This window comes from Bacillus sp. EB106-07-01-XG149 (assembly GCF_058791555.1).
Map to the genome: position 1 here is coordinate 79,667 of NZ_JBYTDP010000001.1, position 16,528 is coordinate 96,194.

The 16,528-nt window shown below is 34.4% G+C and carries 19 protein-coding genes; all 19 read left to right on the forward strand.

From position 1 onward, the window contains the following. The first annotated feature begins 2 nt into the window (after positions 1 to 2). The 19 genes from AC3WTA_RS00345 to ssuD all read left to right on the forward strand — a co-directional run bounded on the left by AC3WTA_RS00345 (position 3) and on the right by ssuD (position 16,313). On the forward strand, positions 3 to 503 hold the full coding sequence (locus AC3WTA_RS00345; RefSeq protein ID WP_000620337.1) for a GNAT family N-acetyltransferase: 501 nt from the start codon (positions 3 to 5) through the stop codon (positions 501 to 503). A 15-nt stretch (positions 504 to 518) separates the two neighbouring features. After that, complete coding sequence (locus tag AC3WTA_RS00350) at positions 519 to 1,040, forward strand: DinB family protein (protein WP_000653841.1); 522 nt, start codon at positions 519 to 521, stop codon at positions 1,038 to 1,040. 69 nt (positions 1,041 to 1,109) lie between these two features. Further along, positions 1,110 to 2,048 carry a DMT family transporter gene (locus AC3WTA_RS00355; protein ID WP_088107303.1) on the forward strand — a complete coding sequence of 313 codons (939 nt, stop codon included), beginning with the start codon at positions 1,110 to 1,112 and terminating at the stop codon, positions 2,046 to 2,048. Positions 2,049 to 2,104: 56 nt separating this feature from the next. Next, positions 2,105 to 2,515: a GNAT family N-acetyltransferase gene (locus AC3WTA_RS00360; protein ID WP_001053323.1), complete on the forward strand. Its 411-nt coding sequence runs from the start codon at positions 2,105 to 2,107 to the stop codon at positions 2,513 to 2,515. 301 nt (positions 2,516 to 2,816) lie between these two features. Further along, positions 2,817 to 4,007: a DUF418 domain-containing protein gene (locus tag AC3WTA_RS00365; RefSeq protein ID WP_097860256.1), complete on the forward strand. Its 1,191-nt coding sequence runs from the start codon at positions 2,817 to 2,819 to the stop codon at positions 4,005 to 4,007. A gap of 189 nt (positions 4,008 to 4,196) precedes the next feature. Further along, the gene (locus AC3WTA_RS00370; RefSeq protein WP_060749002.1) at positions 4,197 to 4,808 is read left to right on the forward strand and encodes a hypothetical protein; all 612 of its coding nucleotides are present in this window, start codon (positions 4,197 to 4,199) and stop codon (positions 4,806 to 4,808) included. Positions 4,809 to 4,828: 20 nt separating this feature from the next. After that, positions 4,829 to 6,076, forward strand: coding sequence for a glutathionylspermidine synthase family protein (locus AC3WTA_RS00375; protein ID WP_070168896.1), 1,248 nt, complete (start codon positions 4,829 to 4,831; stop codon positions 6,074 to 6,076). 303 nt (positions 6,077 to 6,379) lie between these two features. Continuing rightward, positions 6,380 to 7,180, forward strand: a complete 801-nt coding sequence (aacC, locus tag AC3WTA_RS00380) for a BA2930 family N-acetyltransferase (protein ID WP_131799179.1) — start codon at positions 6,380 to 6,382, stop codon at positions 7,178 to 7,180. A 12-nt stretch (positions 7,181 to 7,192) separates the two neighbouring features. After that, a complete protein-coding gene (locus tag AC3WTA_RS00385; RefSeq protein WP_070168894.1) occupies positions 7,193 to 7,882 on the forward strand; it encodes a phosphopantothenoylcysteine decarboxylase domain-containing protein in 690 nt (229 codons plus the stop codon). A 137-nt stretch (positions 7,883 to 8,019) separates the two neighbouring features. Next, positions 8,020 to 8,493, forward strand: a complete 474-nt coding sequence (locus AC3WTA_RS00390) for a tetratricopeptide repeat protein (RefSeq protein WP_070168893.1) — start codon at positions 8,020 to 8,022, stop codon at positions 8,491 to 8,493. 12 nt (positions 8,494 to 8,505) lie between these two features. After that, the gene (locus AC3WTA_RS00395) at positions 8,506 to 9,555 is read left to right on the forward strand and encodes a hypothetical protein (protein WP_492332770.1); all 1,050 of its coding nucleotides are present in this window, start codon (positions 8,506 to 8,508) and stop codon (positions 9,553 to 9,555) included. Then, positions 9,548 to 10,042 (forward strand): NUDIX hydrolase, encoded by a 495-nt coding sequence (locus AC3WTA_RS00400; RefSeq protein WP_001057918.1) that lies wholly within the window; start codon positions 9,548 to 9,550, stop codon positions 10,040 to 10,042. Before AC3WTA_RS00395 ends, AC3WTA_RS00400 begins: the two co-directional genes overlap by 8 nt. A 103-nt stretch (positions 10,043 to 10,145) precedes the next feature. Continuing rightward, positions 10,146 to 10,655 carry a ribonuclease FAU-1 family protein gene (locus AC3WTA_RS00405; protein WP_001037868.1) on the forward strand — a complete coding sequence of 170 codons (510 nt, stop codon included), beginning with the start codon at positions 10,146 to 10,148 and terminating at the stop codon, positions 10,653 to 10,655. A gap of 202 nt (positions 10,656 to 10,857) precedes the next feature. Next, the gene (locus AC3WTA_RS00410) at positions 10,858 to 11,448 is read left to right on the forward strand and encodes a TetR/AcrR family transcriptional regulator (protein WP_000822636.1); all 591 of its coding nucleotides are present in this window, start codon (positions 10,858 to 10,860) and stop codon (positions 11,446 to 11,448) included. Next, entirely contained in the window at positions 11,445 to 12,173 is a 729-nt protein-coding gene (locus AC3WTA_RS00415; protein ID WP_492332771.1) for a hypothetical protein, read from the forward strand. Before AC3WTA_RS00410 ends, AC3WTA_RS00415 begins: the two co-directional genes overlap by 4 nt. A 227-nt stretch (positions 12,174 to 12,400) precedes the next feature. Further along, on the forward strand, positions 12,401 to 13,156 hold the full coding sequence (locus AC3WTA_RS00420; protein ID WP_492332772.1) for an ABC transporter ATP-binding protein: 756 nt from the start codon (positions 12,401 to 12,403) through the stop codon (positions 13,154 to 13,156). 15 nt (positions 13,157 to 13,171) lie between these two features. Beyond that, positions 13,172 to 14,158, forward strand: a complete 987-nt coding sequence (locus AC3WTA_RS00425; RefSeq protein WP_000277004.1) for an aliphatic sulfonate ABC transporter substrate-binding protein — start codon at positions 13,172 to 13,174, stop codon at positions 14,156 to 14,158. A 16-nt stretch (positions 14,159 to 14,174) separates the two neighbouring features. Further along, a complete protein-coding gene (locus AC3WTA_RS00430; protein ID WP_000432139.1) occupies positions 14,175 to 15,023 on the forward strand; it encodes an ABC transporter permease in 849 nt (282 codons plus the stop codon). A 177-nt stretch (positions 15,024 to 15,200) separates the two neighbouring features. After that, entirely contained in the window at positions 15,201 to 16,313 is a 1,113-nt protein-coding gene (gene ssuD / locus AC3WTA_RS00435; RefSeq protein ID WP_000422243.1) for an FMNH2-dependent alkanesulfonate monooxygenase, read from the forward strand. Positions 16,314 to 16,528 lie beyond the last annotated feature (215 nt).

A 16,528-nucleotide genomic window follows, 5' to 3' on the forward strand; every position in this document is an offset into this window, starting at 1 on the left:
ATATGATTCGATTACTTACGAAAGAAGATGCGAAAAAATATTGGGATTTACGTTTACAAGCATTACAAGTAAACCCAGAGGCATTTGTAACAACTTATGAAGAGGCGATTCGCCAGGAAAATCCTATTAAGCGAGTGGAAGGTAATTTAACAGCTACTACTAGTTGTACATTCGGTGCTTTTAATGGGGATCATCAATTAGTTGGAGTTGTCACTTTACTAACTGAAGAAAAAGAGGCGTATAAACATAAAGGGCATATCGTTGCGATGTATGTAGATGCAAGCAATCGAAGAAGTGGTCTTGCACGTGAGTTAATACGTAAGGCAATTGAAAGAGCAAGAGAGATGAGCTTAGAACAATTGAACTTAGGTGTTGTATCTACAAACGAACCAGCAAAAAAATTGTATGAATCAATGGGCTTTAAAACGTATGGGATTGAAAAGAGAGCTATAAAGATGAATGGTGTGTATAGTGATGATGAACATATGGTCTTGTTCTTTTAATAGAGGGAGTTTAGTATGAAAGATCTCCATTTAGAAAAAAATATGAACCCGCAAGTAGCGATTTTGTATGCGACGGTTACTGATACATTTAAACGATTGCAAAAGTTAGTAGAAGGTACTGATGTGAAAGAACTGTCCTTCAAAAGGTCAGAAAATAATGAAAACAGTATTGGGCAACTACTTCAGCATTTAGCAATAGTCGATTTACACTGGGTGTACCGTTTAAAAGGAGAGGAAGTTCCACCGACACTTGAAAATAAATATGGACCAATGTTGAATGAAATGGGAGGATTGCCTAGTTTAAGAAAGTATAAATTACAAGAATTAATGCAAGATTATGAAGCGGTGCAACATATGTTTTATGAGGAGTGTATGAAACTAACAGAAAATGATTTAACAAGGGAAATTTTTTATGAGAAGGGAGAAACTGCGACTATAAGGTGGGGAATATGGCATATAGCCGATCATAATCGGTACCATCAAGCTCATATTAGTCAGTTAAGAAAACTATATAGAGCTAGAATAGATGCGAGATAAAGATTTCGAATTTTAATTATATTTAATTTGTTGTATAGTATAAGAAGAAACTAAACAAGGGGTTTTATAATGAAAGCTATTGCAGTAGGGATATTGGCATCATTCTTCTTTGCCTTTACCTTTGTTTTAAACCGGGCGATGGACTTAGAAGGTGGAAGCTGGATTTGGAGTGCTTCATTACGGTACTACTTTATGGTTCCAATGCTTTTACTTATTGTCATGTATAGAGGGAACTTAAAGCAACTCTTTCAATATATGAAAAATAATCCGAAAGAATGGTTAGTGTGGAGTATCGTTGGATTTGGTCTCTTCTATGCACCACTTAGTTTTGCCGGAGCTTTTGGACCCGGTTGGCTTGTTGCATCAACATGGCAAATTACGATTGTCGCAGGAATTTTGTTAACACCATTTTTTGCAGTAGATCCATTACATAAAAAACTTCCAATGAAGGAATTAGTTATGTCTGGGGTTATTTTATGCGGTGTTGTACTCATGCAAGTAGAACATGCTTCTTCATTAGGAATTCGAGAAACCGTTTTATGTGTAGTTCCTGTACTTATTGCAGCGTTTGCGTATCCTCTTGGAAATCGAAAAATGATGCAAGTTTGTAAAGGCGAATTAGATGTATTCCAGCGAGTTCTCGGTATGACATTAGCAAGTTTACCATTTTGGTTTTTACTATCTGGTTATGAAGTATCAACAGGCGGATTACCGTCAAGTAGCCAAGTTTTCCAATGTTTTATTGTAGCAGTTAGTTCTGGTTTAATCGCGACAGTACTATTCTTCTTTGCGACAGATCTTGTAAAAGATGATCCACAAAAACTAGCAACAGTGGAAGCAACACAGTCCGGTGAAGTTTTATTTGCGCTAGTAGGAGAGCTCATCTTGCTATCTGCGCCAATTCCGTCATCTTTATCTTGGATCGGAATGAGTTTTGTTATTGTCGGAATGATACTACATAGTTATGTAGCGGTCGTTGTGAAAAAAGAAGAAAAAATAACGGCATAGTGAGATTAGCTCTTTATATAAAGAGCTAATTTTTTTTCATAGAAAGGGATGAAGAGATGAATTTGCAACGCGTGGAACAAATTGAGAAAAATCCAATTTTAAATGTGTTACAGTATGCAGTCGGGCCAAGTGAAACTAGCTTAAAGAAAGCAGTTTTATATTATGAAAGTAATAAAGGGACTTTGTACAGATATGAAGAAGAGGCTTGTATAGGTATTGAAATAATCGGAGCAAATAAAGCGAGAATATGTCATATAGCAGTCGCTCCACAATATCGTAATAAAGGAATTGCGTTGCAAATGATAAAAGAAGTAGTAAAAATGCTTCAATTAACTTATATAGAAGCAGAGACAGACAATGAGGCAGTAGAATTTTATAAAAAAATTGGTTTTCAGGTTAAAAGTTTAGGAGAAAGATATCCGGGGATTGAAAGATTTCATTTGTATTTTAAAAATAAAACATATTAAAATCATCTTAGAATATAATATCCGGAATAGGATTTGAAGAAATAGTTCGTTTTATATGTATCCCGTTATTTGTGGACAGTAAAACTCCCACCTCAAAATTCGGCTGGAGTAAGGAAGCTAGGTGGAAGCCCTGAAGCCCGTAAACGCCAATTGGTACGGGGATAATAATCAGTGCGTGAATGAACAAAAGCTCCACTGATTAAAGTTTCACTTTATTTTTTCTAATTTTAATAGCAACTAGTTATTAGTTTTTGACAAAAATGTAAGAAAGGTTAGTTGATGCTAAGGAAGGAAGTAAAATATGAGTAAATCAATAAATAATGGAGCAATTGAGAAGAAGCGTGCAGTCTCATTAGATTTAGCAAGAGGTACTATGTTACTATTAATCGTACTTGCCCATGCACCGCTTTACTTGTATGCTGCAGATCCTGGAATTATGCATAGGGTGGAAAGCGGAAGTTTCTTTGATCAAATTGTAAACCTTTTTGGTATATTCATAATTGATAACCGTGCAAGAGCGATGTTTGCCGTATTATTAGGCTACGGTTTGGTTCTAGCACTCGAAGGGCAAATATCAAAAGGGAAAAATGAAAATCATGCTGTAAAAAGAGTAAGAAGACGCTCTTGGTATTTAATACTGTTTGGGGTTGTGTTAGCAGTCTTAATTGGAGGGCAAGATATTCTTATGGCCTATGGTGTAGCGGGGCTTCTTGTTAGCCCGCTATTAAAGTGTAAAATGAAAACATTAATTCGAACATTTACGATTATCACTATATTGTATATCATTTTTATTCCAATAATATGGGGATTTAATATGCAAGCAATAGGCGATTACGGTTTTTCACCAGATGTTTCAGCAAAAGACACGTATCTAAGTACTATAATGTTACGATTACTTTTCTTTCCTGTTATACCTGTTCTCATCCATTTTATGTTCCCAATTCTTCCTTCGGTAATTCTTGGTTTGTGGATTGCTAGATATCAGTTATTAATAAAACCAGAGCAACATTTAAAAAAATTATATTTTATAACAATTATAGGATTAGCAATTTCCTTAATAGGTGCTTTGCCTCTATCTTTTATAGGGACTATATGGTATCCAAGTGTATTTACAGCTGGAATGATAAATGGAATCCATATTTTAACTGGAATTGTTGGAGGGTTAGCATATGCAACGGGTTTCGGTATAATAGGGAGTAGATTGAAAAATCTAGGGTACTTTAGCCTTTCATTAATTGCTTTGGGAAAGCGCTCATTAACATTTTTTGTTTTGAATGAGGCACTGCTTGTTATACTTTTATCACCTGTAGCATTTGATTTAGGTGGGTATGTAAGTAACGCTCTTGCTGCATTGATAGCTATAAGTATTTGGATATTGTCTGTCATATTAGCTACAATAATGGAGAAAAACAATCTGAATGGACCATTAGAGATTTTATTGAGACGTTTAATATATAAAAATAAAACAATTGAAAGACGACCCGGGTATTAGGTCGTCTTTCAATTTATTATAGTCTATAAATAAAATTATAATCTAATGATAGTTTGTTTTTATTCATGGAATAAAAAGTATAAAATATGCAAATGTGCATATAGGCTTTAGTTTGAAAAAATTAACATATACATTATATAATAAAGTTATCTGGAAAAATATAGATAAAAGAAATTAGGTGTATAACACATGAGAATGGATAAAAGTAAATTTATAAAAGTTGCTGCATCAATAGGAGTATCATCATTTTTATTAACTGGGTGTGGTGATTATGAAGAAGAAACTGCACAGAAAGAAAGTACCGCTGTTAAAACAGATGGTGCAAAGCAAGGCAATGAACAAGAAGCTTTACATTGTGATGATAAAACTCCTACCAATGAAAATGTAGAAAATGATGAGTTATGCAAGGAAATTAATCCATCGTTTTCATCGTATAATGAAAACTCACATTTACCGATACTGCCATTCGTAGCAGGGTATTTATTAGCAAGCAGAACTTCAAATATGAATTATACAGCAAAACCCAATGTAATGAAGAAACCGTATGCAAATAATATTATTCCATATCGTGAAAAAGACCAAAGTAGAACTGGTGGCAGCGGTGGTGGTGGATACTACGGTGGAACTAACAGTAACAACAATAATTCTTCCAATAAAGTAGATTTAAACAAACAACAGCCGAGTACATCAAATAAAGTGACGCCGGATACAAATACGCCGAAATCATCTACGACTCAAACGCCGAAAGTGAATTCTGGTTCAAGTGGAATTGGAAACGCAAAAGCGCCAGCCGGATCGTAATACGAAAGGATAATAGGATCATGTATACAGAACAAGAGCAGAAAGAGTATATGAAAGTATGGTTTTCACTTGCGGAAGAGGCTGGTCGGAATGGCTTTACATGGCCGAGTCTATTAGAAAATGAAGAATGGAATCAATATATGGCAACAGGTATGTATCGCATGCCAGTAAAAACTTATACTGCTATTTCAAAAGCGACAGAGGAAGTTATGTACGTGTTATATAGAACGTATCAATATATTGTCAATACGACAGAAGATTTTCAAAAACTAGGATTTCCAGCTGAAACGTGGGAAATTGCGAGAATGAAACATATTGGTTTGTTTTCATATTTTACAAGGTTTGACTTTATCGTAAATGGTGAAGATATAAAGTTAATAGAAGTAAATTGCGACACACCAACAGGTTATTTGGAGCCGTCTGTCGCAAATGAAGTGTTATGCCGTTATCACGACGTGAATCACCCAAATCATATAGAAGAGCATATTGTGCAGGCGTGGGAACAAATTAAACATGACTATAATATAGGTCCTGAAGAGACGATATATTTTACTAGTTATGATTGGCACGATGAAGATCATCAAACAGTTCAATTTTTAAGAAGCTATTGCTTAGATCAATCAACGGACTATATAGGAATACAAGATATCGTCGTTGCAGATGATGGTATATATACACCAAATGGTGAACGAATCCATTATTTATATAGACTATATCCAATTGAATATTTAGTGTCAGATACCGATAAAAATGGGAAAAGAATTGGACTTCAGCTTTTAGATCATATAGCGCAAGGAAGAGTGAAAATTATTAATCCACCTGCTGCTTTTCTTATGCAAAATAAAAGTGTACTCGCATTAATTTGGAAACTGTTCGAAGAGGGCGATTTCTTTGAGAAAGAAGAGCGAGAAATCATTCAGAACTACTTCTTACCAACATATTTTACAAATAAACCGTTTATAGACAGAAATGTATCATATGTTTCTAAACCTTTATACGGCCGTGAAGGCGGAGGGGTATCTATATACGAAAATGATGAACTATTAGCTGAAGATAAAACGGAGTATTACTTTGAACAACGGAAAATATATCAGCAATACATAGAAATGCCTGACTATACAATTGACACATGGGATGGTCCGTATACTGGTAAACTATTAATTGGTTCACACTGTATTAGCGGGAGAGCCGCAGGGTTATTTTTACGTGTAGGCGAGAAAATAACGGGAAACTTATCGATGTTTACAGGGGTTACAATTGAAGGGTAAATAAAATGGAAGAGCTTATCAGTTGTGATGGGCTCTTTCGTTTATATATAGTGTTTGTATTGTTTTGACGTATTACTTTTATTTTTCTTCATACTGAAAAAACGTATGCAATTAAGTAAATTAGTTCAAATAGTAGAAAAGAGAATAAAGTTTTTTTATTTATCTGCTTTTGTTATTTGATTATTATGCATGTGAATATATAACCTTTTTTTGTAGTGACAGAAATGATTAAGTTAAAAATTAAGAAAAATATGATAATATATGTATGTAGTAGTTTTAAAAAATGGGGGAACAATCGTGAAAATGAATGACATAGTGGCAAATACACAATTGCCAAATACAATCAAAACCATTACAAATGATTTAAGAGAATTAGGGTTAGAAAAAGGAATGACGGTTATTGTGCATTCTTCGCTCAGTTCTATTGGCTGGGTATCTGGCGGAGCCGTTGCGGTAGTAGAGGCGTTAATGAAAGTTATTACGGAAGAGGGAACAATTATTATGCCAACTCAATCTTCGGATTTATCTGATCCGAAACATTGGTCAAGACCACCTGTACCTGAAGAATGGTGGCAAATTATTCGAGATAACGTCCCGGCGTTTGAGCCACATATCACACCAACAAGGGCAATGGGAAAAGTAGTTGAATGTTTTCGTACATATCCGAATGTAGTACGTAGCAACCATCCATTAGGAAGTTTTGCTGCATGGGGAAAACATGCAGAAGAAATAACGATGAATCAGTCGCTATCAATGAGTTTAGGAGAGGAATCTCCATTAAGAAAAATATATGATTTAGACGGATATATATTATTAATTGGTGTTGGATATGATTCCAATACGTCTGTACATTTATCTGAAGTACGTACTGGTGCATGTGAGTTAATAAAAGTAGGGGCACCAATTATAGAGAATGGTGCAAGAGTATGGAAAGAGTTTGTTGATATGGGTTACGATTCTGATAAGTTTGTAGAAATCGGTGTAGAGTTTGAGCGAAAAGGAACTGTAACAAATGGGAAAATAGGAAATGCAACGTGCCGTCTTATGAAGCAACGAGATATCGTTGACTTTGGAACAGAATGGTTTCGTAAGAAAAATCAGTAAGGGATGGTTACAATGAAGGGGAAAAAGGTATTAATTACGAGTGGTGGTTGTTTAGAAAAATGGGACCAAGTGCGTGGTCATACGAATATGGCAAAAGGAACAATTGGTAGAATAATCGCGGAAGAATTTATAAGTAAAGGAGCACATGTTATATATTTACACGGTTATTTCGCTGAGAAACCGAACGATGTAAACAATCAATTAGAATTACACCCGTTTGAAGGAATTGTTGATTTACAAGATAAAATGAAAAGTATCATTACGCATGAAAAGGTCGATGCGGTCATTATGGCAGCGGCTGGATCAGATTGGGTTGTAGAGAAAATTTGTGATCAAGATGGTAATGTTCTTGATATGAATGGGAAAATTTCAAGTGATATAGCGCCAATTATTCATTTTCAAAAGGCTCCAAAAGTATTAAAGCAAATAAAAGAGTGGGATCCAGAAACCGTACTCGTTGGCTTTAAACTTGAAAGTGATGTAAATGAAGAAGAATTGTTTGAAAGAGCGAAAAATAGAATGAAAGAATCTAAGGCAAATGTAATGATTGCAAATTCACCACATTCTTTATATTCACGCGGAGCGGTGCACTACGTAATTGGACAGGACGGTAAAGGGAAGTTATGTAATGGGAAAGATGAAACGGCGAAAGAAATTGTCAAAAGGTTAGAAGTACTATGTAATCACATTACTGCTTTATAATTTTAAGTATTTGGATAAGAGTGAATCCGCATAGTATATATAGGTAAGCGAAACTTTAATTTATGGGAATTTTACTTTTACACAAATGTTAACCATTCAAGATGGATACATAAAATAATTGGTGAGGAGTGGATTCTATGGAACATTTATTAAAGCAAGCGATTAAACTAAGAAATGAAAAGAAATATGCGCAATCTAGAGAGATACTTATGGGGTTAACCAATTTTACGCGGGATGCAGAAGTGCTTTTTCAATGTGCCTGGATACATGATGTAATGGGACTTGAAACAGACGCTGTGCCGTATTATGAACAGGCAATTGCAAATGGTCTTGATGGGGAGTCACTTTGCGGTGCATATATCGGTCTTGGCAGTACATATCGTTGTATAGGTGAGTATGACAAAGCAATTACTGTTTTAGAAACAGGTTTGCAGCAGTTTCCGGATAATGCCGTGATGAAAGTATTTTTGTCATTAGCAAAATATAACGTTAACAATCATGAATCCGCGATGAAATTATTACTTGAAACGGTTATAAAAGTAGACGAAGTTAAAGAATTTGAACGTGCCATTACATTTTATAAAGATCATTTAAACGAGGTTTTTAAATAGAGGAGTGAACGTATGAATGACTCACTATCGCGAAGGCGAAAAGGTATTTGGATTGGACTCGTATCTTTCATCTTGTTATCAAACTATTTATTGTATGCCCTTCCGATTGTACCAGCCGCTCCGAAAGAAGTAGTGCTTGGTTCTTTGTTAGATTGTATGTTTGTAATTCCGCTTATTACATATTTCTTTATTATTCGAAAAAGATACTCGCTAACGTATATATTTCCTGTCGTAATAGCTGGATATATATTTGCGAGATTTATTATTCCAAGTAACTATTTACAAGCTTTTTCAAACGTTTCTTATATTATAGTTGCTGGAGAAATTGCTTTTGTAGGTCTAGAATTATTCCTTCTCTATAAAATCGTTAAAGTGCTTCCTGAAACAATCAAACGATATAAAGAATATAGAAGAGAATATTCTTCATTTTCTTATGCGATTGATGCAGCGTTTGATGCTACTATGAAAAGAAATAAATTAGTAGATATCATTGTAACAGAGTGTAAGTTAATCTATTATGCATTTTTATCGTGGCGTGCAACAGTACCGGAAGGTAAATCTGTATACTCATATCACAAAAAGACTGGTGCAATAGGTGTATATATTATGATTATCCATGCAACCTTAATAGAAAGTATTGGTTTTCATTATTTGCTTCATCAATGGAATCCAGTTGTAGCATGGGTGTTACTTATTTTAAATGTATATGCAATGTTTTATTTTTTAGCTGAAATTCAAGCAATGCGTAAAAATCCAATTATTGTTACGGAAGAACAGGTAATTATTCAAATTGGATTAGGGAAGAAAATCATTATACCGTTTACACAAATTGATAAGATTACGTTTTATAAAGGAGAACTTTTAAAAAAAGAGAAAGAGGTTCTTGACGCAACGGTGATGGAATTTATAAAGGAACCTCCAACATTTGAAATAATACTCAAAGAGCCAATGAAAGCACAATTATTATATGGATTTTCTAAAACAGTAAGTCGTGTTTACTTAAATGTTGATGAGGAACGAAAATTTTATGATGTGATGGTGGAGAAATTGAACCATGAATAATGCTACTAATTTTTATCGTGCGCTTGGTGTGTATGGTATTTGTATCGAAAATAATAATATATTAGTAATTGATAAATCAAAAGGTCCATATAAGAACAGATATGATCTACCTGGTGGGAGCTTTAATGAAGAGGAGTCGTTGTTATCGGCACTCCATAGGGAATGTAAAGAAGAAACTGGATTAGAAGTAAAGGTTATAAAGCAAGTAGGTACGGTTGATTTTCAATACCCTTCAAAGTTTAAAGATTATACACATGTACACCATATTGCAGTTTTGTATGATGTTGAAAAGAGTGCAGGGAAAATCATAGTACCAAAACAATTTGAAGGTCAAGATTCTTTAGGAGCGAGATGGGTTTCTATAGAAAGCATTACAGAAGACAATTCATCTCCACTTGTATGTAGTGCAGTGAAGTGGTTGAAAACGAATGAGCTTCCATTAGAAGTGAAAAAATATGAAACATGGACAGTGAAAAACTCCTTCTAAAATAAGAGGGAGTTTTTATTGTGTATTTGGAGACCAAACACTTCTTTATCACTATATAAATGGATATAATTAAGATTAGAAATAGCATAAGGGGAAACAAAGAATGAATAAATTACTAACACCAAAAAGTGAAATTATAGAAAGAAAAATTCGGTATGACTCGACCGTAGTAGATCACACTTGCTTATTACTTGAAAAGCAGTTGCAAAGTATCGTGTTATTTCATGAGGTTCAGTATTCATTTACAATGACTGCACATCGTGCGAGTTTAACAATCCCAAAAGGAAGTTACACCATTGCATACTACTGGGAAAATCGTCCGTACAATTTATACATATGGAGAGATAAAAATGGAATGTATTTAGGCTCTTATTTTAATGTTGTAAAAAATACGCAAATAACAGACGAATTAGTGTCATTTGAAGACTTAATTATTGATATATTGGTACTTCCAAGTGGAGAATATTTTATTTTAGATGAGGATGAGTTACCTGAGCCTTTAGAGGGTTTTGAGGGTGGTTATGTGAATGAAGCTCTTAATGTATTAGAGGAAATAATTCAAAAGACGCTTCCTCAAATGATTGTAGAGACAGAAATGGTGTGGTTAAACTAAAGCGATTTGAAAAGAAAATATGTGTTTAATGAAATTGAGTAGTCTTAAGTTATATGATCTAACTTTTTGATAAGTCTAAGGTTAGATGTATATTTCTTGAGATTACTCTTTTTTTGTGGAAACTAATATTGACTGAATATAGTTCAGTCGTTTATGATTGAATCAGATTCAGTCGAAGGTAAAAGATAGTAGGAGATGACCTATGAAAAGAATATCAAAAGAACCAGATGTTAGAAGGCAAGAGTTGATGGATATTGGTTTTGAACTATATATGAAAAATGGTATGAAAGGATTTGGCATAAAAGATGTTGTGAATCAAGCAGGTGTAGCAACGGGCTTATTTTATTATTACTTCAAGTCTAAAGAGAATTTTGTTGATGAAGTATTAAATGATTTTATTGTGAAAAATATGGAGTTAATTGAAGAAATACTTATTTCTAATGAACGGTCTGTCATGCAAAAGCTGAAAGATTCTCTAAATATATTTTGGACATTTATCGAAAAATTAGCACCCTATAAAAATGTGAGTTCGTTTCAGACGGAACAACATTTTCAACTGGAACAGAAATTATTTACGCGAATGCAGCCATTAATTCGACAAGTAATCGAAGAAGGGGTGAAAACTGGGATTTTTAATACTAATAACTCATTATTAGCATCAGGATTTATTTTATACGGTCTTAGCAGTATTGCTCATTCAGAGGTGAATTTGAATCTAGACACGAAGCAAGAAATGATTAATTTAGTATTAAATACACTACGATACGATCAAATCGAAGGAGAATGTATATGAAAATTATTATTGATGGAAACAATATTTCGAATGAACAACTTACAAAGTGGAAAAGAGAACGTATTAAAAAAGTTTTAAATACATTAGGACATAAAGAACCGGAATTAAATGATACAGACGTTATGAAAAAAAAACTAACGGAACTAAAGTTAAATCATTCATACAATGAAATGTATGATAAGTTGAAAATTAAACTGAAATTAAGTGAAATGGGTATGCGTATTTGTACTGTTTTATCTGGTGATAGACGAAAATTTTCAAAAACAAGTATCTATTTAGATGGGATTACAGCAGAAGAAGCGATAAATGGAATTGATAGTTTTATGCTTGAACAATCAGATGAAAATGATCAAGTGAATTTATCAGCCTGTCCAGATCACTACGTACTAAGACCCTTTGGGGAAAATGAATTAGAGGTTATCGAAACTACTGGTAATTCTCCATTTCCAGTTCAATTTTTTATTGTTTTTGGTGACGAAACGGGATTGAAGACACCTCGAGATAAGTCTTATCAATATCAATCACCAGGTGTTGCACGTATGAAAGACGGTACTACTATTGGTGGAGTTCGACATCAATTCAAAGATACAGATACTGGTATAGAAGTAAGTCTAGTTGTAGAGTTTCCGGCACTTTGTCCTAATAGCCTTATTAAATCGCATCAAATGCATTTGGCATGTGAGTTTTCTTATTGGTTACAGTGGATTAAGAACCATAAAAAATAATTTTTAAATAAATAACAATAAGGATGTTCAAACGAATCATATGTATTTTTTAATAAAACCCAGTTGACTTATCGGAAATATTTGTATAATATGTACTTAATTCTATTACGTATTGCTGATTGGAGAAACCAAAGGCATTTTATCTATTGATAAAATGCCTTTGGTTTTTTTATTGCATAAATACTGAATCTGTTCATTTAGATGAATCATTTCAAGGAGGCGAAGAAGTGACTGTTTCAATTGATGGAGTATCAAAATATTTTTCGAAACAAACTGCTACGGTTCAAGTATTAGAGAATATTAATTTTCAATTAGAGAAAGGGGATTTTGTTACAGTAATTGGTCCGAGTGGTTGCGGAAAAAGTACACTATTAAAAATTATTGCAGGTTTAGACAGCGATTTTGAGGGAGAAATCATTATTGACGGGGAGCGTATAACAAAACCGAGTAAGAAGCAAGGATTTATATTTCAAGAGCATCGATTGTTTCCATGGCTAACAGTGGAAGAAAATATTGCAGCTGATTTGTCATTAAAAGATAAGTATGTGAAAGATAAGGTAAAGGAATGGGTTGAAATCGTTCGATTAGACGGTTTTGAAAAATCTTATCCGAAAGAAATTTCAGGCGGGATGTCACAACGTGTTGCGATTGCGAGAGCCTTATTAAGAGATCCGAATGTATTATTACTTGATGAATCATTTGGGGCACTTGATGCTTTTACTAGAAGTCATTTGCAAGAAGTACTGTTGAACATTTGGGAACAGAAGAAAACGACAATGATATTCGTTACACATGATATAGACGAAGCAATATATCTTTCGAACCGAATTGTCATCATGAGTGCAAAGCCTGGAAAAATACATAAAGTGATTGAAAATAATTTATCTTATCCGCGTAGTAAAACTTCGGAGTCATTCCAAGAAATTCGAAAGAAAGTATTACAGCAGTTTGAACACGGGGGATTAATTCAAACAAGTATATAGGGAAAGAGTGAGTATATGTATAAAAAAATTAAAGTTCTTTCTTTTGCAGTAGCTATTTCTTTATTTTTATTTGGATGTGAAAAAAGCACAGCAAGTAGTAAGAAGGAAGATGTAACAGTACAAATTGGTATACAGCAAGGATTAAGCCCGCTATTATTAGCACAGAAAAAAGGATGGTTTGAAGAGGAGTTTAAAAAAGAAGGGGTTAAGGTGAAATGGACAGAGTTTCAAAGCGGACCTCCCTATTTTGAAGCGATCGCATCAAATCGATTAGACTTTGGTGAAGTCGGGAACTCCCCAGTTATTTCAGCGCAAGCAGCTGGGATTGAATTTACCGAAATTGCTAATACAAGTTATGCGAGGAAAGGGACTGGAATTCTTGTACAAAAAGATAGCAAGATTACGAGTGTAAAAGATTTAAAAGGTAAAAAAATTGCAGTAGCAAAAGGAAGTAGCGCATTTAATTTATTATATCGAGCATTAGAAAAAGAAGGTATAAATGCGAAAGATGTAAATGTCATTCAACTGCAACCAGATGAAGCGCAGCCGGCATTTGAATCCGGATCAGTAGATGCATGGGCCATTTGGGATCCGTTTATTTCACTACATACGTTAAATAAAGGGGCAAAGATTATTGCAGATGGTGAACGATTAAATGTTTCTTCACCAGAGTTTTTAATTGCGAGAACAAAATTCGCGAAGGAGCATCCAGAATTAGTTGAGAAATTCCTTAAAGTTTATGAAAAAGCACGTGTATGGCAAGAGTCAAACTTAGATGAAGCGATAAAAATATATACTTCTGCAAAGAAGATAGATGCAGAAATTGTAAAAGAAGTGTTTGATCACGACAAACCAATTTTAGTTCCGGTAACGAAAGAAATAATAGCTGAACAGCAAAAAACAGCGGATTTTCAATATAAACTCGGTTCAATAAAGAACGAAATTAAAACAGATAAAGTTGTAGATAATTCTTTCGTAGAAAAAGCATTAAAGGCGAAATGAAAAGAGGTTTTGTAAATTGGAGAATACGAAAGCTGTTATGAAACCAACGGGTATAACGATTGGCAAAAACAATGTAAAGAAAGTGCGAAAGACGAATGTAAAAGTGCTAGTAAGAGCGATTACTATACCAGTTATCGTATTAATAATTTGGCAATTAGCCGGCGTATTCGATCTAGTTTCTAAAACAGTATTACCAACGCCATTAGATATATTTCTAGCTTTTCAAGAACTTATAAAAACAGGAGAGTTATTCGGTCATTTAAGTATCAGTGTATTCAGGGCTGCGGCTGGTTTCTTTATTGGCGGGAGTTTAGGAATTATTTTAGGAACGATTGTTGGATTTTCAACGAGAAGTGAGCAATATTTAGATCCATCTGTACAAATGTTAAGAACTGTACCTCATTTAGCAGTTGCGCCACTTTTCGTATTATGGTTCGGTTTTGGTGAAACATCGAAAGTATTATTAATTGCGGACGGTGCATTTTTTCCTCTATACGTAAACGCGTTTTTAGGGATACGAGGTGTAGATTCAAAGTTATTCGATGTTGCCAGAGTGTTAGAGTTTAGTAAAAGAAAATTAATTACAAAATTAATTTTACCTGCCGCATTGCCGAACCTATTACTCGGAGCAAGGTTATCTTTAGGAGTTGCATGGGTGAGTTTAGTAGTAGCAGAACTTATGGGGTCTACAGAAGGTATTGGCTATATGATTATGGATGCAAGGCAATTTTCAAATACAGATATCGTATTTGTCGGCATTATTATTTTTGCATTCGTTGGAAAGTTTTCTGATTCACTCGTACGTTTACTAGAAGTGAAGTTTTTAAGATGGCGAGATAATTTTAAAGGAGAGACAGGGAATTAACATATAAAGTGAAACTTTAATCAGTGGGAAGGGTCATCCCCCACCTAACTTCTTTGCTTTCGCTGAATTTTAAGGTGGGGATCTTACTGCCCGCAAATAGCGGGGTAAATTATTAGGGGTAATTTATATAGAGTATGTTAGTATACGTTTCAAAATAAATAAGGGGTGTGTAAAGGTATGGAATTATTATGGTTTATTCCGGCTTATGGAGATGGTCGATATTTAGGAACGACAAAAAGAGGAAGAGCAGCTGAGTATGGTTATTATAAACAAGTTGCAGCTGCAGCTGATTATTTAGGATATTCGGGTGTATTACTTCCAACTGGTCAAGGGTGTGAAGATCCATGGGTATTAGCATCGGCACTTGTAGCTGAGACAGAGAAATTAAAATTTTTAGTAGCAGTTAGACCAGGACTAATGTCACCGACAGTTGCAGCGAGGATGGCATCTACATTTGATAGAATTTCAGATGGGAGATTACTTATTAATGTAGTAGCTGGAGGAGATCCTGTTGAATTGCAAGGTGATGGATTGTATCTTGAACATGATGAAAGATATGAAGTAGCAGATGAATTTTTAAAGGTTTGGAAGTCAGTATTACAAGGTGGAACAATCTCTTTAGAAGGAAAACATATTAAAGTTACGGATAGTAAAGTTGTATTTCCTCCGGTTCAAACACCGTATCCACCAATTTATTTTGGCGGATCGTCCGCTGCAGGTAAAGAGGTTGCAGCTGAGCATAGTGATGTATATTTAACGTGGGGAGAGCCACCAGAGCAAGTGAAAGAGAAAATAGAAGAAGTAAGAAAACTTGCGGAAGAGAAGGGGCGTAACGTACGATTTGGTATTAGACTACACGTAATTGTAAGAGAGACAGAAGAAGAAGCATGGAAAGAGGCTGAAAGGTTAATTCAATATGTAGATAATGAAACAATTGAGCTCGCTCAAAAAACATTTGCAAGATATGATTCAGTCGGACAAAAAAGAATGACACATTTAAATAAAGGTACGAGAGAGTCGTTAGAGATAAGTCCTAACTTATGGGCTGGAATTGGGCTTGTAAGAGGTGGTGCTGGTACTGCGCTTGTTGGAGATCCGCATACAGTAGCAGAAAGAATAAAAGAATATGAAGCGTTAGGAATTGATACGTTTGTATTATCAGGATACCCCCATTTAGAAGAGGCATATGAAGTGGCAGAACTGTTATTTCCTTTATTGAAAGACGAGAAGAAACAAGAAAATAAAATTGTTGGTGAAATGATAGCTGATGCATATGCTTTAAAAAAATAGTGAGAAATAAAGTTGAACCAATCGGGCTTTTACAGGCAGTTTCACCTATGTTTTGCTTCATTTTGTTTACTGCCTGTTAATACGGGATAAAAAAACTCGCAAGTATTTCACTTGCGGGTTTTCATCGTAAACTATTAGAAAATATGGTAAAATTAAATAGTAACTTAAGGTACGGTTGGTTGTTCAATTATCACTTCTCCGAATAGGAGGGGGGT

What these genes read in the sequence shown, in the direction of transcription:
- ssuD (WP_000422243.1), top strand. Translation starts at nt 15,201, where the DNA reads ATGGAATTATTATGGTTTATTCCGGCTTATGGAGATGGTCGATATTTA.
- AC3WTA_RS00415 (WP_492332771.1), top strand. Translation starts at nt 11,445, where the DNA reads ATGAAAATTATTATTGATGGAAACAATATTTCGAATGAACAACTTACA.
- AC3WTA_RS00375 (WP_070168896.1), top strand. Translation starts at nt 4,829, where the DNA reads ATGTATACAGAACAAGAGCAGAAAGAGTATATGAAAGTATGGTTTTCA.
- AC3WTA_RS00400 (WP_001057918.1), top strand. Translation starts at nt 9,548, where the DNA reads ATGAATAATGCTACTAATTTTTATCGTGCGCTTGGTGTGTATGGTATT.
- AC3WTA_RS00385 (WP_070168894.1), top strand. Translation starts at nt 7,193, where the DNA reads ATGAAGGGGAAAAAGGTATTAATTACGAGTGGTGGTTGTTTAGAAAAA.
- AC3WTA_RS00355 (WP_088107303.1), top strand. Translation starts at nt 1,110, where the DNA reads ATGAAAGCTATTGCAGTAGGGATATTGGCATCATTCTTCTTTGCCTTT.
- AC3WTA_RS00365 (WP_097860256.1), top strand. Translation starts at nt 2,817, where the DNA reads ATGAGTAAATCAATAAATAATGGAGCAATTGAGAAGAAGCGTGCAGTC.
- AC3WTA_RS00345 (WP_000620337.1), top strand. Translation starts at nt 3, where the DNA reads ATGATTCGATTACTTACGAAAGAAGATGCGAAAAAATATTGGGATTTA.
- AC3WTA_RS00370 (WP_060749002.1), top strand. Translation starts at nt 4,197, where the DNA reads ATGAGAATGGATAAAAGTAAATTTATAAAAGTTGCTGCATCAATAGGA.
- AC3WTA_RS00405 (WP_001037868.1), top strand. Translation starts at nt 10,146, where the DNA reads ATGAATAAATTACTAACACCAAAAAGTGAAATTATAGAAAGAAAAATT.
- AC3WTA_RS00425 (WP_000277004.1), top strand. Translation starts at nt 13,172, where the DNA reads ATGTATAAAAAAATTAAAGTTCTTTCTTTTGCAGTAGCTATTTCTTTA.
- aacC (WP_131799179.1), top strand. Translation starts at nt 6,380, where the DNA reads ATGAATGACATAGTGGCAAATACACAATTGCCAAATACAATCAAAACC.
- AC3WTA_RS00390 (WP_070168893.1), top strand. Translation starts at nt 8,020, where the DNA reads ATGGAACATTTATTAAAGCAAGCGATTAAACTAAGAAATGAAAAGAAA.
- AC3WTA_RS00350 (WP_000653841.1), top strand. Translation starts at nt 519, where the DNA reads ATGAAAGATCTCCATTTAGAAAAAAATATGAACCCGCAAGTAGCGATT.
- AC3WTA_RS00410 (WP_000822636.1), top strand. Translation starts at nt 10,858, where the DNA reads ATGAAAAGAATATCAAAAGAACCAGATGTTAGAAGGCAAGAGTTGATG.
- AC3WTA_RS00395 (WP_492332770.1), top strand. Translation starts at nt 8,506, where the DNA reads ATGAATGACTCACTATCGCGAAGGCGAAAAGGTATTTGGATTGGACTC.
- AC3WTA_RS00360 (WP_001053323.1), top strand. Translation starts at nt 2,105, where the DNA reads ATGAATTTGCAACGCGTGGAACAAATTGAGAAAAATCCAATTTTAAAT.